At 43.8% G+C, this 15,358-nt stretch carries 11 protein-coding genes; 2 read left to right on the top strand and 9 right to left on the bottom strand.

Annotated elements, in window-relative coordinates:
- Positions 1–7 precede the first annotated feature (7 nt).
- From CD004_RS03940 to CD004_RS03920, 5 genes are all read right to left on the bottom strand, one after another.
- Positions 8–1,531, bottom strand: coding sequence for a class I adenylate-forming enzyme family protein (locus CD004_RS03940; RefSeq protein ID WP_102261583.1), 1,524 nt, complete (start codon positions 1,529–1,531; stop codon positions 8–10).
- 584 nt (positions 1,532–2,115) lie between these two features.
- The gene (locus CD004_RS03935; RefSeq protein WP_102261582.1) at positions 2,116–4,164 is read right to left on the bottom strand and encodes a sigma-54-dependent Fis family transcriptional regulator; all 2,049 of its coding nucleotides are present in this window, start codon (positions 4,162–4,164) and stop codon (positions 2,116–2,118) included.
- A 124-nt stretch (positions 4,165–4,288) separates the two neighbouring features.
- Complete coding sequence (locus tag CD004_RS03930) at positions 4,289–6,115, bottom strand: LysM peptidoglycan-binding domain-containing protein (RefSeq protein WP_102261581.1); 1,827 nt, start codon at positions 6,113–6,115, stop codon at positions 4,289–4,291.
- 134 nt (positions 6,116–6,249) lie between these two features.
- Complete coding sequence (locus CD004_RS03925) at positions 6,250–7,017, bottom strand: 3-hydroxyacyl-CoA dehydrogenase (protein ID WP_102261580.1); 768 nt, start codon at positions 7,015–7,017, stop codon at positions 6,250–6,252.
- A 442-nt stretch (positions 7,018–7,459) separates the two neighbouring features.
- Positions 7,460–8,377, bottom strand: coding sequence for a DMT family transporter (locus CD004_RS03920; RefSeq protein WP_102264985.1), 918 nt, complete (start codon positions 8,375–8,377; stop codon positions 7,460–7,462).
- Positions 8,378–8,645: 268 nt separating this feature from the next.
- Between CD004_RS03920 and CD004_RS03915 the strand changes: the two genes are divergently transcribed.
- Entirely contained in the window at positions 8,646–9,527 is an 882-nt protein-coding gene (locus CD004_RS03915) for a hypothetical protein (RefSeq protein WP_102261579.1), read from the top strand.
- A 19-nt stretch (positions 9,528–9,546) separates the two neighbouring features.
- The gene (locus CD004_RS03910) at positions 9,547–11,664 is read left to right on the top strand and encodes a hypothetical protein (protein WP_102261578.1); all 2,118 of its coding nucleotides are present in this window, start codon (positions 9,547–9,549) and stop codon (positions 11,662–11,664) included.
- Positions 11,665–11,714: 50 nt separating this feature from the next.
- On the opposite strand, the gene CD004_RS03905 is transcribed toward CD004_RS03910, so the two are convergent.
- From CD004_RS03905 to cobA, 4 genes are all read right to left on the bottom strand, one after another.
- The gene (locus tag CD004_RS03905) at positions 11,715–12,035 is read right to left on the bottom strand and encodes a YciI family protein (protein ID WP_158651483.1); all 321 of its coding nucleotides are present in this window, start codon (positions 12,033–12,035) and stop codon (positions 11,715–11,717) included.
- 204 nt (positions 12,036–12,239) lie between these two features.
- Positions 12,240–12,866, bottom strand: coding sequence for a precorrin-2 dehydrogenase/sirohydrochlorin ferrochelatase family protein (locus tag CD004_RS03900; protein WP_158651482.1), 627 nt, complete (start codon positions 12,864–12,866; stop codon positions 12,240–12,242).
- A 172-nt stretch (positions 12,867–13,038) separates the two neighbouring features.
- Positions 13,039–13,779, bottom strand: coding sequence for a sirohydrochlorin chelatase (locus CD004_RS03895; protein WP_102261575.1), 741 nt, complete (start codon positions 13,777–13,779; stop codon positions 13,039–13,041).
- A gap of 28 nt (positions 13,780–13,807) precedes the next feature.
- Positions 13,808–15,268, bottom strand: a complete 1,461-nt coding sequence (gene cobA / locus CD004_RS03890) for a uroporphyrinogen-III C-methyltransferase (protein ID WP_102261574.1) — start codon at positions 15,266–15,268, stop codon at positions 13,808–13,810.
- Positions 15,269–15,358: the final 90 nt, after the last annotated feature.

Below are 15,358 nucleotides of genomic sequence, written 5' to 3'. Positions count from 1 at the left end.
CAAACTATTAAAGCTTCACTTCATTCAGTTTCTGGCGAAGTTGGTATTTCAGGATTTTACCAGAAGCATTCCTTGGCAATACTTCTTCTATGAATATCTTTCTTGGAACTTTATAGCCTGCAAGTTTTTGGCGGCAGAAAGTCTTAAGCTGCTGCTCGTCTACAGCTTCATCCTGCTTTGGTACGATGACTGCACAGACTGCTTCTCCCCAGACTTCATCCGGTAGACCAATGATTGCTGCCTCCAGAACAGCAGGATGTTCGTAAAGTACTTCCTCTACTTCAATGGAGTATACATTTTCCCCGCCGGAAATGATCATGTCTTTTTTCCGGTCGACCAGTGTGATATATCCGTTCTCATCGACCGTTGCAAGGTCACCGGTATATAGCCATCCTTCCTTAATTGTTTTAGCCGTTTCTTCAGGCTTCTTATAGTATTCTTTCATGATGGATTCGCCTTTGATGATGAACTCACCGACTGCACCAGACTTGATATCTTTACCTTCTTCATCCACCACTCTAGCTTCTGTCAGGAATGCGGCTTTCCCTCCCTTTCCAAGGTGGTGCCTGTGCCCTTCCGGACCTAGCAGAATGCCGCCAGGACCAGCTTCGGTCAGGCCGCAAAGATTGTAAAATTGGTCAGTCCTAAAAAGTTCCATGCTTTTTCGGACAAGTTCCGGAGCCATTGGTGCAGCACCATAGCCGCATCTTTTGATCGAAGAAAGGTCGTAATCAGAAGCATTCGGCACCTGCAGCATAAAGTTGTACATCGCCGGCACTCCAAAGAAGTGGGTGATTTTATGTTGTTGGATGGCTTGAAGCGTTGTGACTGGGTGGAAATCACGGTGGATGATATGGCTTGCTCCAAGGACGACGCCCGAAACCAAGAATAGATTAAGCTGTGCCGAATGGAACAGCGGGGCGATATGGAGGATTCTTTCCTCCTGGTTGATGCCCATACTGATCATCATCGTCAAGCCGACATTGAAGACTCTTTTATGGTCAAATAACGCCCCCTTTGGTCTGCCAGTCGTCCCGGAGGTATACAAGATTTCCAGATCATCATCATCCCTGACTTCGATTAGTGGATCAGTGACTTTATCGGAAAGGACATGATTCAATGAATGATGGCCAACTGCTTTAGGGGTTCCAGTCGTGATGACATGTGCTGCATTTGTTCCTTCACGTGCTGAATTAATGATGTCCTCAAATTCATCATCGCAAATCACCAACACAGTGCCGGACTGTTCCAGTATGTAATGGACCTCGGATGCTGTCAGGCGGAAATTCACCGGCACAATCACCGCACCAATTTTAGCTCCTGCAAAAAAAGCAAACACAAACTGATCAGAGTTCTTCATCATTAAAGCAAGTTTATCGCCCTTGTGAATCCCCAGGCTGAGCAGTCCGTGAGCTAGCTTGTTCACTTCCTCATTAAACTGCTTGTACGTATAGCTCCTTCCTTCACATTCAATCGCAAGCTTCTCTGGTGTTTTCCTGGCATTTTGCGCTAAATATGACCCGATATCCATACACAACTTCCCCCTTGGTTAAATTTGAAAACGCATTCATATTTTCATATGCAATAATTATGCCAATTTTCCGAAAATGATGATTGCAATAAAATCAAGCAGTAATCAGAGTGTACGTCCTCCAGAGTGTCCGAAAAATGGACACTGTGTTTGGACATTTAAGGAGTAGTTTATTGGTTGCTGACGGAAAAATTACACTATTAGAAGAAAGCGGTTAAATAATCTATTAAAATTCTATCTCCTGCAAATTATTGGCCAGTGTTTGTACTTTTTAAGAGATGATTCACAATTCTCCTGAATCATCCTGCATTTATTGGTGCATTTTCATAATTTTATTTGGCTGTTCTGGTTTTATTGGCGGTTTTCACAATTTTATTGGCGATTTCCGAGATTTATTGGCGGAGTTCACAACTTTATTGGCGAACTGGAAAAAAGCTCATGTTTTTTCCAGTTCGGTTTAACTCAATTAAGCTAATCTTTATGCATTCGGCCCTGATGCTCCCACCAATAGCAAACTGCCAAAAAAATAAGTGGCACCAAAAATTGTTTTCGATGGAAGCATTCTTTGATTACATCAAGTTTTCCTACACACTCAGCTGGTATTTCTTTATTTTTTCATAAAGACCTGAACGGCTGATGCCCAGCAGTTTTGCTGCCTTTGCTTTGTTTCCGTTCGTCTGTATGAGGGCTTTTTTGATTGCGCCCAGCTCGGCATCTTCTGCAAGGCTGATTTGTTCGGTAGGCGGGCTGAGAAGTTGCGAGATTAGATAATCTGGCAGGTCCTCCGCCTGAATTTTCCCATGCTCGGCAAAGGTCATAGCGCGCTCAAGGACATTCCTCAGTTCTCGCACATTGCCCGGCCATTCATAGCGTAGGAGTGCCGACTTTGCCTGCGATGAGATGCCGGTGATGCTCGTGCCCAGCATCGAGTTCAATTCTTTCATTAAACCAGTGATCAGATATTCGACATCCTGGACACGTTCCCTTAGCGGCGGGATGTTCAACGATATGACATTCAGGCGATAGTATAGGTCTTCCCTGAACTCTCCCTGTTTTACCATCTCTTCCAGGTTGCGGTTTGTCGCTGCGATAATACGGACATCGACCTTCACCCGGACATTTCCGCCAACCCTGTAAAACTCTCGCTCCTGCAGGACTCTCAGCAGTTTTGCCTGGAGGGAGAGTGACATATCGCCGATTTCATCGAGGAAAAGCGTTCCGCCATTCGCCAGGTCAAACTTGCCGATTTTACCACGCTGCTTTGCCCCCGTGAAGGCACCTTCTTCATATCCGAAAAACTCCGATTCCAGCAGGTCCTCTGGGATAGCGGCACAATTGACGACAACAAACTTGCCATCGCTCCTGGCACTGCTGTTATGTATTGCATGCGCGAACAATTCCTTTCCTGTCCCGCTTTCTCCCCTGACCAGTACTGTGGATCTGCCTTTAGCTGCTTTGGCGGCACTTTTCTTTAATTTTTCCATATAAGAATCTTTGCTGAAAATATGATCCCATGTAAATCTGGCAGACTCTGATTTCTGCAGCTGCTGATGGTAAAAGCTTGCCTTGTTCTCGGCTTTTTGAAGCCTTTTGAATAACTCGCTGACTTCATTCAATTGGCGGAACATCACTTTTCCAATCGCTCCGATTACCTTGCCATCCTTCTTGATTGGGATTCGATGGACAATATATCTTATTCCGTTCATTTCGTGAAAATCGCTGACTTCCGCCATTTCGGTACTAAATACATTGCCAAGCTTCAGTTGAGGAAGTATTTGATCAACTGGTTTATACAAAACTTCTGTTTTTTCCAGGTTGAACAGTTCGAGAAGTGGAGGGCTGACCATTGTGATCATGTTCTTGTCGTCTGTCATCAGGATTCCATCATATGCGTTCTCGAGCGTCGTTTCGATTGTCAGCTTCAGCTTTTTGACCGTCTCCAGTTCTTCTGCCATTTTTTCAAATTCAAAAATATCCTGGAACAACAGGATCTTCCCTTTTTCATGATTCACTGTTTCATAGGAAGAGATATGAAGAATCGATTTAAATTTTTCATAATGGTGAGGCGAATTTTCTTCTCTCAGCAAGCCGGGAAAAATCTCATCAAGCTCCCTGGACATTATTGAATCAACAGACCGGCCGCTGATTTTGGCAAAAGCTTCATTTGCATAAACTACCTGCATCCCGCCGTCAGTCATGAGTACCCCGATATTGGAATGCTGAAGGATTGTTTCCAGCTGGTCCTTGAGTGTATTCGCAGATTTCAATAGAGCGCCCACCATGTCTGTCTTGGTCAGTAAACCGATGACCTTTTTTTGCTCATCCAACACAACTCCGGTGCCAACCTTGCTCGTTTTTACAATTTGTTCAATTTCCCGGTAAGGGGTATCAATACGGATCGACCTTGCTTGCTTCTTTATGTATGGCTGGATTGGTGCATAGAGCGGACTGCCATCCAGTATCATTTGATAAAGCCCGCTCCGGGTAAAAACACCCTGCAAATTCCGTTCGGTGTCTGTGACGGGAAGCAGATTCCATTTCTTCTTTTTAAAAATTTCAAGCGCCTCTTGCAATGTTGTTTCTACCGTGACGTCACAGTCGACAGGAGTCACAATATCCTTGAATTCAATCAATATTTTCCCTCCTCTTATACGGGAGATTTCTGAATATTATAACTACAATTATATAGCACTAAAAGGTAAAGGTACACTTATTGAACATAAAAAGCCTGCTCCCAAATGAGGAGCAGGCTTTGAACTAGCGTAGAATCGTAATTTTTTGGCCAATGTATAGATACTTGGCCGGGTCTAGATTATTCGCTTTCACGATTGCATCGATTGTTGTTCCATATTTAACACTGATTTTCCAAAGCGTGTCACCACTGACAACTGTGTGGATGACAGGCTGGACTAGTGGTGGTTCTGGAGTTGTAGTTGAAGATGGAATCGTGATTTTTTGGCCGATATACAGGTACTTGGCTGGGTCAAGATTGTTCGCCTTTACAATGGCATCAATTGTTTTGCCATATTTCTGGGCAATTTTCCAGAGAGTATCACCTGTTTGCACCGTGTGGATAACAGGCTGCGGTGTTGGTTCAGGTGAAACTGTCGCCGGTACTTGTAGCTTTTGTCCAATATACAAGTATTTATTTGGATCAAGATTGTTCAGGGCGACAATTTCTGAAATGGTCGTGTTGAATTTAGCTGCGATTTTCCAGAGAGTGTCACCACTGACAACAGTGTATTCCATTGTGTTTGGTACTGTTGGTACAGTCGTTTCAACAACAAGCTCAACATCGTTTACATTGATTGTTCCTGACACACCTTCCTTGACTAGTACCTGATACTTGCCATTCTCGATTGTTTCTGACATGAGCGGGAAGGTATCACCTTTTACAGCGGTATAGCCTTGGTCCATTGGATAGACAGAAAGCTTCGCTGTCTCCGCAATCACCCTGACACGTTTTTCAGGCTGGAGCGCTTTGAACTCATAGCCGCCTTCAAACCGCACTGAGTCCGCGAAAGAGATATAGCCTGCATTCGCTCCTTCGATCACCATAACTTTAACAAAGTAATTTCCGTTAACCGCTTTGCTTCCCATAAAGTCGGTTCCGTCCCATACAAAAGTATGGGTTCCCGCCTGGAATGGCTGTTCAGTAACGAGATTTTTCATATGCGCGCCTGCGGCATTCGCAATATAAATGGATACCTTTGCCGGCTCTGCCAATGTAAATTGTCCAGTAACAGTGTCGTTAACACCATCGCCGTCCGGACTGATGACATCAGAAGTGAAGACAGCGTCCTTTACGACCTCTTTCAGTCTCCATTGCGGGATATTATAATCGCCATCTTTGACTGTAACCGCGCCTGCTTTCTGTGCTGACTGTGTCGTAGCTGGATAGTTGTATGCTGTCTCAATATACTTGAAGTGGACATCATAATTTCCATCCGCGACAATTCGGCCAGCTTTATCTGTTCCGTTCCAGCTAACAGAATGGCTGCCAGGAAGCAGCTTCATTTTACTGCCTGCGTAAATTTCGGAGCCGTTTTGCCAAATGCTCAGTTGCACTTCGGCCGGTCGATTAAGATTGAAAGGAATCTGGACTGTTGACGCTCCGCCGTATTTTGGAGCAAACACTGCCGGATTAATTGCCACCTGATCGAACAATGGCTTTGGACTTGTCTCAGAGACAACCGTCAGCTTTCCAAGCGGATAGCCGCTGATCTGGTTGTATCCCTGGTCTGTCATATAAGCCTTCAATTGGTATTCCCCAGCTGGGAGCGGAATTTTCTTTGTATCATCCCAAGGCACCCAATCCATTTTATGAACTGTTTTATAATCCATCGTGGATAGATTGATTTTTGTCTGGATGCCATTGCCCACTGCTAAAATATACCCGCGGGTTGGTTCGCTTGTTTTCAGTTCGAAAGTAACATAACCTGGTACACTGTTTCCCTGAAAAGCAACCGTTCCTGATGACTGGCTGAAGGAAGTCACTTCCGCCATCGCAGAAGCGAATTGCGGGAAGGAAACCCCAGTTGCCAGAAGTAAAAGTATGAATATTCTAACAAATTTTGTTGTCACTCTAGTTGTCCCCTGCTCTCTCTAGAAATATTATATTGCAAAAATATCATATTCGTTTTCTGGAATTTCAACAACGCGAAAATTTTACCATAAAAAAGCCCTTTCATCCTTGGTCGAAAGGGCTTGGTTCAGACTTATTTCGGCTGCATGCGGATGGCTCCATCCAGACGGATTGTTTCGCCATTCAGCATTGGATTTGTCAGGATGCTTTCAGCAAGCTGGGCATATTCCTCGGGATAACCAAGCCGCTGCGGGAATGGCACCATTTTACCAAGCGAGTCCCTTGCTTCTTCAGGCAGCGAATCGAACATCGGGGTGTGGAATAAACCAGGGGCAATTGTCATGACCCTTATGCCATATGCAGCAAGCTCCCTTGCAATCGGCAGTGTCATACCGACAACTCCTCCTTTCGAAGCGCTGTAGGCAGCCTGCCCGATCTGGCCGTCAAACGCAGCCACAGATGCTGTATTTAGGATGACACCCCGCTCACCAAGTTCATTCGCTTCGTTTTTCGACATCTGCTCTGAAGCGAGCCTGATGACATTGAAGGTTCCGATCAAGTTGATGGAAATCACTTTTGAAAACATGTCCAGGGAATGGACACCTTTTCGTGATAACAGCTTGCCGGCAACTCCAACCCCAGCACAGTTCACAACCGTGTTAATCAATCCGAATGATTCAATCGCTTTGTTGATTGCATTCGATACTTCTTCCTCACTCGTTACATCAGTTTTTATAAAAACTGTTTGTTCCCCAAGTTCTTCGACGAGAGCATCGCCTCGTTCCACTGACAAATCAAGTATCGCAGCCTTTCCCCCTTGCTCTACAATCCTCCTGACAGTCGCTTCTCCTAATCCAGACGCTCCGCCTGTAACAATCGCTCTTGCTTCACTCATTTTCATTTTGCCTGACCTCCACTTTTATAAAATTATTAGTTTTATATAAAGCAAGAAACGTGCCAGGTCTGTTTTGCATGAAAATAAAGAGACCGTTTGCGACAACTGTCCAAAATCAGGACGGTTTTTGTGGAAAATGGACACTTTGCAACCTTGAGCCATGACCTAAATTTCCGGCCAGCTGAAACTTGATCTAATTCCATTGTTTATTCTTCATGGAAATTGTTTTTTCATCGTTGAATCAAGCTTAATCCCCGCTGGAACGAGTTTTATCCCCGTTGGGCCGCAAAATCGCTTTTTAATACCAGTTGGACTCAATTTAATTCCAGTTGATGCTGTTTTAATTCCAGTTGGCATTAATTTAATTCCAGTTGCGCCCGTTTTAATACCAGTCGGGTGTTTTATTATGCAAAAAGGGCAGAGCCGAAGCCCTGCCCCTATAATAATATTAAGCTGCGTTCCGTTTCATCTTGTTTCTCAGAACCAATTCCTCAAGTGCTCCTGAACCGAAGATAACGCCGGACACGATGAATATCAGTCCTAAGAGATGAGATGAGGTAATATTCTCCCCGAGGAAGATGGCTGCGAACAAGATTGAGAGGAATGTATTCAAGTTCAGGAAAATGGATGCTTCCGCTGGTCCGGCCTTGCCGATTGCGTAATTGTAGAGCATGTGCCCTACTGCCGTGGCGAAAATCGCTGATGCGAAAAATACGCTCCACACTCCGATCGAAGCACTTCCTAAGCTTGTTAATCCACTCGGCTCTTTCCACAGTCCGATGAAAAACATCAGGATTGAACCGAAGATCAGCATATATCCCGTTAACAATCGGGGATCGAGAGTTTTCGCTGCTTTGGAGATTATGATGAAGCTGATCGCCTGTGAAAGAATGGAAAGAAAGACATAAAAGTCGCCAATCGACATGCCTGCAACTCCAGCGCTACCTGCCATCACAGTCAATGAAACGCCAATCCCTCCGAAGATAAAACCGAGTGTACGTACAAATGTCAGCCTCTTACCAAGAAATAAAATCGCCATCAAAGCCGTCAGCAATGGTCCCATTCCGAGGATCAGTCCACCGTTAACAGCAGATGTCACTTTTAAGCCAATGCCAAGGAATAAATGGTGGCCAGTGACATTCAGGATTGCGCCGCCGAATATATATATCCACTCCTGCCTGGATGGCAGCCGTACTTTTTTCAAGAAAAATAGAATGATAAACACCGAGACTCCAGCCGTGAAGACGCGGAGCGAGGTGATCGTGATTGGCGGGAAATTCCCTACTATAACTTTTAGGGCCGTTACATTCATTCCCCACAAAAACATGACCCCTGTAAGGATTAAATAGATTTGAAGATTTTTCATGTTGTTTCCTTCTTTCATTTAAACGGTTAAAGCATAACTATCATTCTACTCCTTTTTTATAAAAGGGCAAGTAAGAATAATTCCATTAATTTTCCACTCAAATTAATAAGTACCAAAAAGAAAGGTAAATCGTATCAGGTCTTTGCATATCTTTTTAGGCTAAAAGAATGGTTTGTTATAAAACCCTTCAAAAACCGACAAAAAAAGGTTTGAAAACTAGAATGCTATTTCGGAAAGATAGAAAACCGCTATGAAAGGAGGTGAAAGAATGCACTTCCGACAACTGATCATTACAGGCTTTATTGCTGGTACAGCTATGTTGGTGCCTGACAACGCTTTTGCTGAAAAAGGGTCAAATGCCGGAAAGCCTCAACAGCCTGTAGCTGCTGAACAAGTTACTCTGCCAGATAAGGCTGAGAATGCCAGGACTTCTGAAAAAACTCCAGCAGAACCTGCTGCCAAAAAACAGCCGGTGCAGAAGCCAGTCGTTCAAAAACCAGCCCAGTCAAAGCTGAAAGAGAAGCCTGCTGATGCAGTTAAATCCAATAGGAAAGCTCAATCACTCAAGAAAAGTGAGAAAGCGGCCCTGCCTCAACAGGCTAAGGCATTGGTCAACGAGAAGTCAAAACAGGTAAAACATAAGACAAAGCATAACATTAAACAAAGAAATAAAGATGCTTTAAAATCCATACATAATAAGAGTGATTATGCAAAAGAAACACAGCGCAGATCACCTGGGTTAAAGGAAAAGGTTGAGCCATCCCGAGATTCCGCAGAGACGCCGGCCAATGTTAAAAGAACGGCCAAAGCGGCAATCAAAAAAACACCTCCAGTTGAAAAAGATGAACACGATTCATCCCAACATGAGAGGTTTCCAAAGGGAGATAACCTTCCTACCCCTCCTTCACGCACTAAGGCTTCAGGGGGGCCGTCAAGTGACAGGACAAGTTATGGAAACGCGAGCACTTTCATTAACGATAAGTGGTTTGTTTGGGATGAATCATTTAACTTTAATCTCCTACAGCCTTATACATCGCGAGTTGCTGTTTTTCAAAGCCAGTGGGTCAATGCCCCGCCATCACCGCCACCGCTCAAAGCTCCTGCTTTTTTACCGTATACCGACGCAATTGCCACGGATAACGTTAATTAAAAGGGAGCGAATTATTAAAATGAATAACTATATTAATGGAACTAAAGTTGTGAAGTCTTTTATGTTAGCTGGAGTATTATCAATCGGGGTACTGACTGGTGGTCAATTCACTCAAGCTGCAGGACCTGAAAAAGTTAAAGTTGAACAATCTCACGCAGTGAAACCAGCACAGGCACAGACTGCTAAGAAAGCTAACGTAAAAGCTAAACCGGCTGTTCCCGCAAAGCCTGCTGCCAAGCCTCAGGTAAAAGCACCAAAAGCGGAAGCTAAAGAAAAAGCAGCGAAATCACAGGCTAGCACTCATGCAAGTGAAACCGCTAAAAAGAACGCAGCACCAAACGCAGCAGTTCATTCAACTGTTCAACAAGCTCCTGCTGAGGAAGTTCCAACTGAAGAAGTTGTGACTCAGGAGCCAGTTGTTGATGAGGTTGTTGAAGCAGAGCCAGTTGTAACTGATGACACTGAGAAAGATGCTGAATCAGAAGAAACTGCTGAGCTTGAAGAAGATACAGCAACAAAGCAAGAAGATGAAGAAGCTGAGCTTGACGCTGACACTGAAATGAAAAAGGAAGATGAAGAAGAGGAAGAATCTGAAGAGGATTCTGAAAACATCGACCTTGATGCAGATGCAACTGTAAAAACTGAAGATGAAGAAGAAGAAAATGACTCTGATTCTGAAGATATCGATCTTGATACAGATGCAACAGTGAAAACTGAAGAAGAAGATGAAGATGAAGATACAGAAGAAGACGACACTGAAGAAAAAGTGAACAATTCTGCTGTTAACAAAGCTAATTCAAAAGCTTTCAACGCAAGTGAAACAGCTAAGGTGAATGCTAATGAAAATTCTGCTGTTGCTTTGTCTGTTGAAGTGACTGAAGAAGTCGTTACTGAAGAAGACGTTACTGAAGAAGACGTTACTGAAGAAGACGTTACTGAAGAAGACGTTACTGAAGAAGACGAAAAAGTTTCTCCTTCTATTGCCAACAAAATGAAGTCAAGTGCTTTCAACGCTAGCGATGTTGCTAAAGAGAAAGCTAACGAAAATTCAGCTGTTGCTTTGTCAGTTGAAGTGACTGAAGAAGTTGCCGCTGACGAAACTGCTGCTGAAGAAGTGACTGAAGAAGTTGTAACTGACGAGACTGCTTCCGAAGAAGTAACTGAAGAGGTTGCTGTTGATGAAACTGTTACTGAAGAAGTGACTGAAGAAGTTGCCGCTGATGAAACTGCTGCTGAAGAAGTGACTGAAGAAGTTGTAACTGACGAGACTGCTTCCGAAGAAGTAACTGAAGAGGTTGCTGTTGATGAAACTGTTACTGAAGAAGTGACTGAAGAAGTTGCCGCTGATGAAACTGCTTCCGAAGAAGTAACTGAAGAGGTTACTGTCGATGAAACTGTTACTGAAGAAGTGACTGAGGAAGTTGTTGCCGACGAAACTGCTTCTGAAGAAGAGGTTACTGAAGAAAACATAGAAGTATCTCCTTCTATTGCTAACAAAAAGAACTCTAAAGCTTTCAACGCTAGCGATGTTGCTAAAGAGAAAGCTAACGAAAATTCGGCTGTTGCTTTGTCAGTTGAAGTGACTGAAGAAGTTGCCGCTGACGAGACTGCTGCTGAAGAAGTGACTGAAGAAGTTGTAACTGACGAGACTGCTTCTGAAGAAGTGACTGAGGAAGTTGTAACTGACGAGACTGCTACTGAAGAAGTGACTGAGGAAGTGGTAACTGATGAAACTGCTTCTGAAGAAGTAACTGAGGAAGTTGTAACTGACGAGACTGCTACTGAAGAAGTGACTGAGGAAGTGGTAACTGATGAAACTGCTTCTGAAGAAGTAACTGAGGAAGTTGTAACTGACGAGACTGCTACTGAAGAAGTGACTGAGGAAGTTGTAACTGACGAGACTGCTACTGAAGAAGTGACCGAGGAAGTTGCTACTGATGATACTGCTGTTGAAGAAGAAACAGTAAACCCTTCTGCTGACAATAAAGCTGCGTCTAAAGCTAGCTTATATGCAAGTGAAGTCGCTAAGAAGTTTGCTGCTATTATTTCTGCAGTACTGGCTGTTTTTGAAAAGTCGACTGATGAGAAGGCTGAAACTGTGACTGAGGAAGTCATCGTTGAGGTTGAAACAAAATAATCGCACTACAAGAGAGAGTCTTCCAGCTTTGCTGGAAGGCTCTTTTTTTATTAGTGGACCAGATTGCCCTTCGTTTGCGAGTTTTCCATCAGCCAGTTATTTTCCTCATTGGCGACGATCAATTCGTTGATGTCATATGTATTGTAATATTTTTCTTTGATGAATGGATCTTTTTCCACTAATCTGATTGCTTCATCGATACCATCGCAGTTGAGGATGAGCATGGCTTGCTCGTTATTTTTAAAAGGACCGGCAATCACCATCTGTCCCGCCTGATTCAACTGCCTAAGATGTTCAATATGCCTTGCCAGCAAGCTGGAATCCAGTTTGCCATTTCGTTTTCCTTTCAGGAACACAACAAATTTATTCATAAAAAAGACTCCTAACCTGAAAATCATCCTGTTTAGTATACCATTTCCAGTATATCCCTTCATCTAAACAGCATTTCTTTGTTAAAACTGAACATTAATGTGAAAAAAGGACTTACGGATTTCCTCAATCGCAACCAGCCTACCTTATACGAAGCTCGACATTTGAACCAAAAAAAGAGGGAAGTAATTGTGCGCATGCACGCTTTACCTTCCCTCCTCACCTTTCACTTCTTCAAGCAGCCTGGCAAACCTTTCTTCCCTAAAGGGGTCCTTTACGAAACTCTCGTCTGCTATTGTTCTTAGAAGCTTCCTTTTTACTGTTTCATCTTTGACAGCCGCTTTGATTTCATTTCGGCTGGCTGCCAGGAAATCTAGATAGCTGTCATATTGTTCATCAAACACCTGCTCCAGCTGGCGGCAAATCTTCTTAGCCAGTACCGGGCTCGCACCAGATGTCGAGACGGCAACCGTCAATTTGCCTCTTTTCATCACGGATGGAACCTGGAAGTCCGATTTTTCCGGATCATCTGCAAGATTAACCAATTGATTTGGTGCTGCATCCCTTTTAACTGACAGATTCGTCTCTCGGTCATTAGTGGCGGCAACGATGAGCAATGCCCCATCAAGATCTTCAATCGCATAGGGCACAGGCCGCCAGGAAATCTTGCCTGTTTCGGATAGTCGCAGCAATTCACTTGTTAATTCCGGGCTCACTACCTTCACTTTTGCGCCAGCATCCAGCAAGCCCAGGACTTTTCGTTGAGCGACTTTGCCCCCGCCTATTACCACGACATCCCGATCCTGTATCCGTAGATTCATAGGGTAAAGCATGCTTTCACTCTCCATTTATCGGCAATGTTGATTGCGAATTTTATTTTATTGGCGGAGTTAACAGTTTTATTGGCGAAAATAAAAATTTATTGGCGGTTTTCACAACTTTATTGGCGAAAATAAAAATTTATTGGCGGTTTTCACAACTTTATTGGCGATTTTCACAATTCCATTAGCGAAGACTTTTTTTAAAACTTGCTTCATCAACTCTTTGCAGAAGCAGCTCACCAAGACGGTCATCGAAGCCGACTGGTTCGCACAGGACAATCTCTCTTTCCTGATTTTGAACCAAAATACTATTTATTGTTTCTTCCATTTTAACAGTAAAGCCGCCAGTATAAAGCAAGAATGGCAGAACGTACACCTTCTTGTGAACCTCGCTTCCCATTAGCTTTTCTCCATAAAAAGGCTGAGTCGTTATATACCCAGTATCAACTTTGGATTGTACTGCCTCCCGAACCCGCCCTGCCAGCTTCTCAAATTCTGCCTCAGCCAGGGGGTCTCTGCTGCCATGCCCGACGAGCAGGATGGTCTCTGACTTCATACCTGAAAAGCCTTTTTCCTTCAGACGGTCCAGGACGATTTCCAATATAGTTTCATTCACACCAAGCGGCTGGCCATAGAATATCTCTATTTCCGGATACTTTTGTTTAATCCTTTCCAGCTCCTCTGGTATATCCACATTTGCATGGATGCCCGGAAGCAGCAATACCGGAACGACGGTTACTGATGAAGCTCCATTTAAAATACATGTTTCGACCGCTTCGAAAATAGTTGGTCGGGCATTTTCAAGGAATCCATAGGCAGCATTCGTACCCTCCCCTGTCGAAATCACCTTCTCGATGAACGACACAAAGACCTTGTTTCCTTGCTCACTTCTACTGCCATGGCTGATGAATACCGTTGCTTCCATATCTTTCTCTCCTTTAAAAACAAATCCATTACACGAATGCCAGTTCAGATTCTTTTCTGGCCAAACAATCGATCACGGCGGTTTTATTTGGTGCTTCTAAAACCTCATTCGGATATACACCAAATTTCACTACAGTTTCTGCTGTCCTAACTCCCATGCAAACAACCTTTGATGTTTTCAGGAGCTGCTGCGGAATGATCTCCTTCAGTATCCCTTCTTCAATAATTGTTTTTACAGATTTGCTGCTTGGCAGAACGATTGTATTAATAGAAGCTTCCTCTAGAACCCTTTTAAAAATCGGTGTGAATTGTTCGTCGATGACTTTCTTGGACGTTATGAACATTTCAGCATGGGAATACTCCTGTGAAAAATCGCTGTCACCTACAACTAACAACTTGCCAGTTAGCGGCATTTCCCCTTCCAATTCCCCAATAAAGCCTTTTTCATTCAATGCTTTAACAGACTTTGTTGAACAGCCGTAAAAGTCTGCTTTCACCTTTCTGATATCGATTCCTTCAGTGAATATGATTTCAAAGAATTCACTGACACTTTCAGGAGATGTAAAAAGAATCTGTTCGTATTCTGATATTCTCTTAACTACCACCTTGTCTACAGGTATAGTAACCTTTTTCCACTTTGGAAACTCAATCACGTCTGCTCCTTGATCCATCAACTCTTTGGCTAGTTCACTTTCATCAGTACCCGTTCGGGTCAGTAAAATTTGTTTGCCAAACAGCGGCTTTTTTTCAAACCAATTCAACTTTTCCCTAAGTGATACGATATCGCCAACAAGGGTAATGGCAGGGTTGGTAAAATTAATCTCCTTCGCTTTGGCGGCAATATTGGACAGAGTTCCCTCCAAAGTCTGCTGCCGGGAGAAAGTTCCCCATTGGATGAGGATGACCGGGGTATTTGGTGACTTTCCATTCTTGATCAAACTTTCACTGATATAAGGAAGATTTGAAATACCCATGTAAAAAGCAATGGTGTCAATACCGGTGGCAAGTCCCTTCCAGTCCAGTTTTGGCTGGCCATTTTCAGATTTGTCATGGGCTGTCACAACCGCGAAGGATTCGCCAAATTCGCGGTGTGTAACGGGGATTCCTGCATAAAGTGGCGCAGATATTCCCGAAGTGATTCCCGGAACAATTTCAAAGGAAAGTCCATTTTCAGCCAGGGCAGCTGCTTCTTCGCCTACCCGCCCAAACACTCCAGGATCGCCGCCCTTGAGGCGGACAACGATTTTTCCTTCAAGCACTTTTTCAACCAGAAGGTCGTTGATCATTTCCTGGCGAAGGACGTGCCGGTCAGGCAGCTTGCCGCAGTAGATCAGTTCGCAATCTGAAGGAGCATAATCCAGCAATTTCGGATTGGCAAGGCGGTCATATAGAATGACCTCTGCCTTTTTGATTGCTTCCATCCCCTTAACTGTTATCAACTGGACGTCTCCAGGTCCGGCTCCGACTAAAAATGCTCTTCCTTTTTCCATTGTGTTCCCGCCCTTTCACTGCTGTATAAAGTATAAACTTTTCACAATTAGATTAGTGTCCAGTTCCAGCGCCTAGCCAGTTTTAATCCT

The organism is Mesobacillus jeotgali, from assembly GCF_002874535.1.
Taxonomy (GTDB): Bacteria; Bacillota; Bacilli; order Bacillales; family Cytobacillaceae; genus Mesobacillus; species Mesobacillus jeotgali.
Note: the sequence above shows the minus strand (reverse complement) of the source record. Positions and strands in the feature narration are given on the sequence as shown.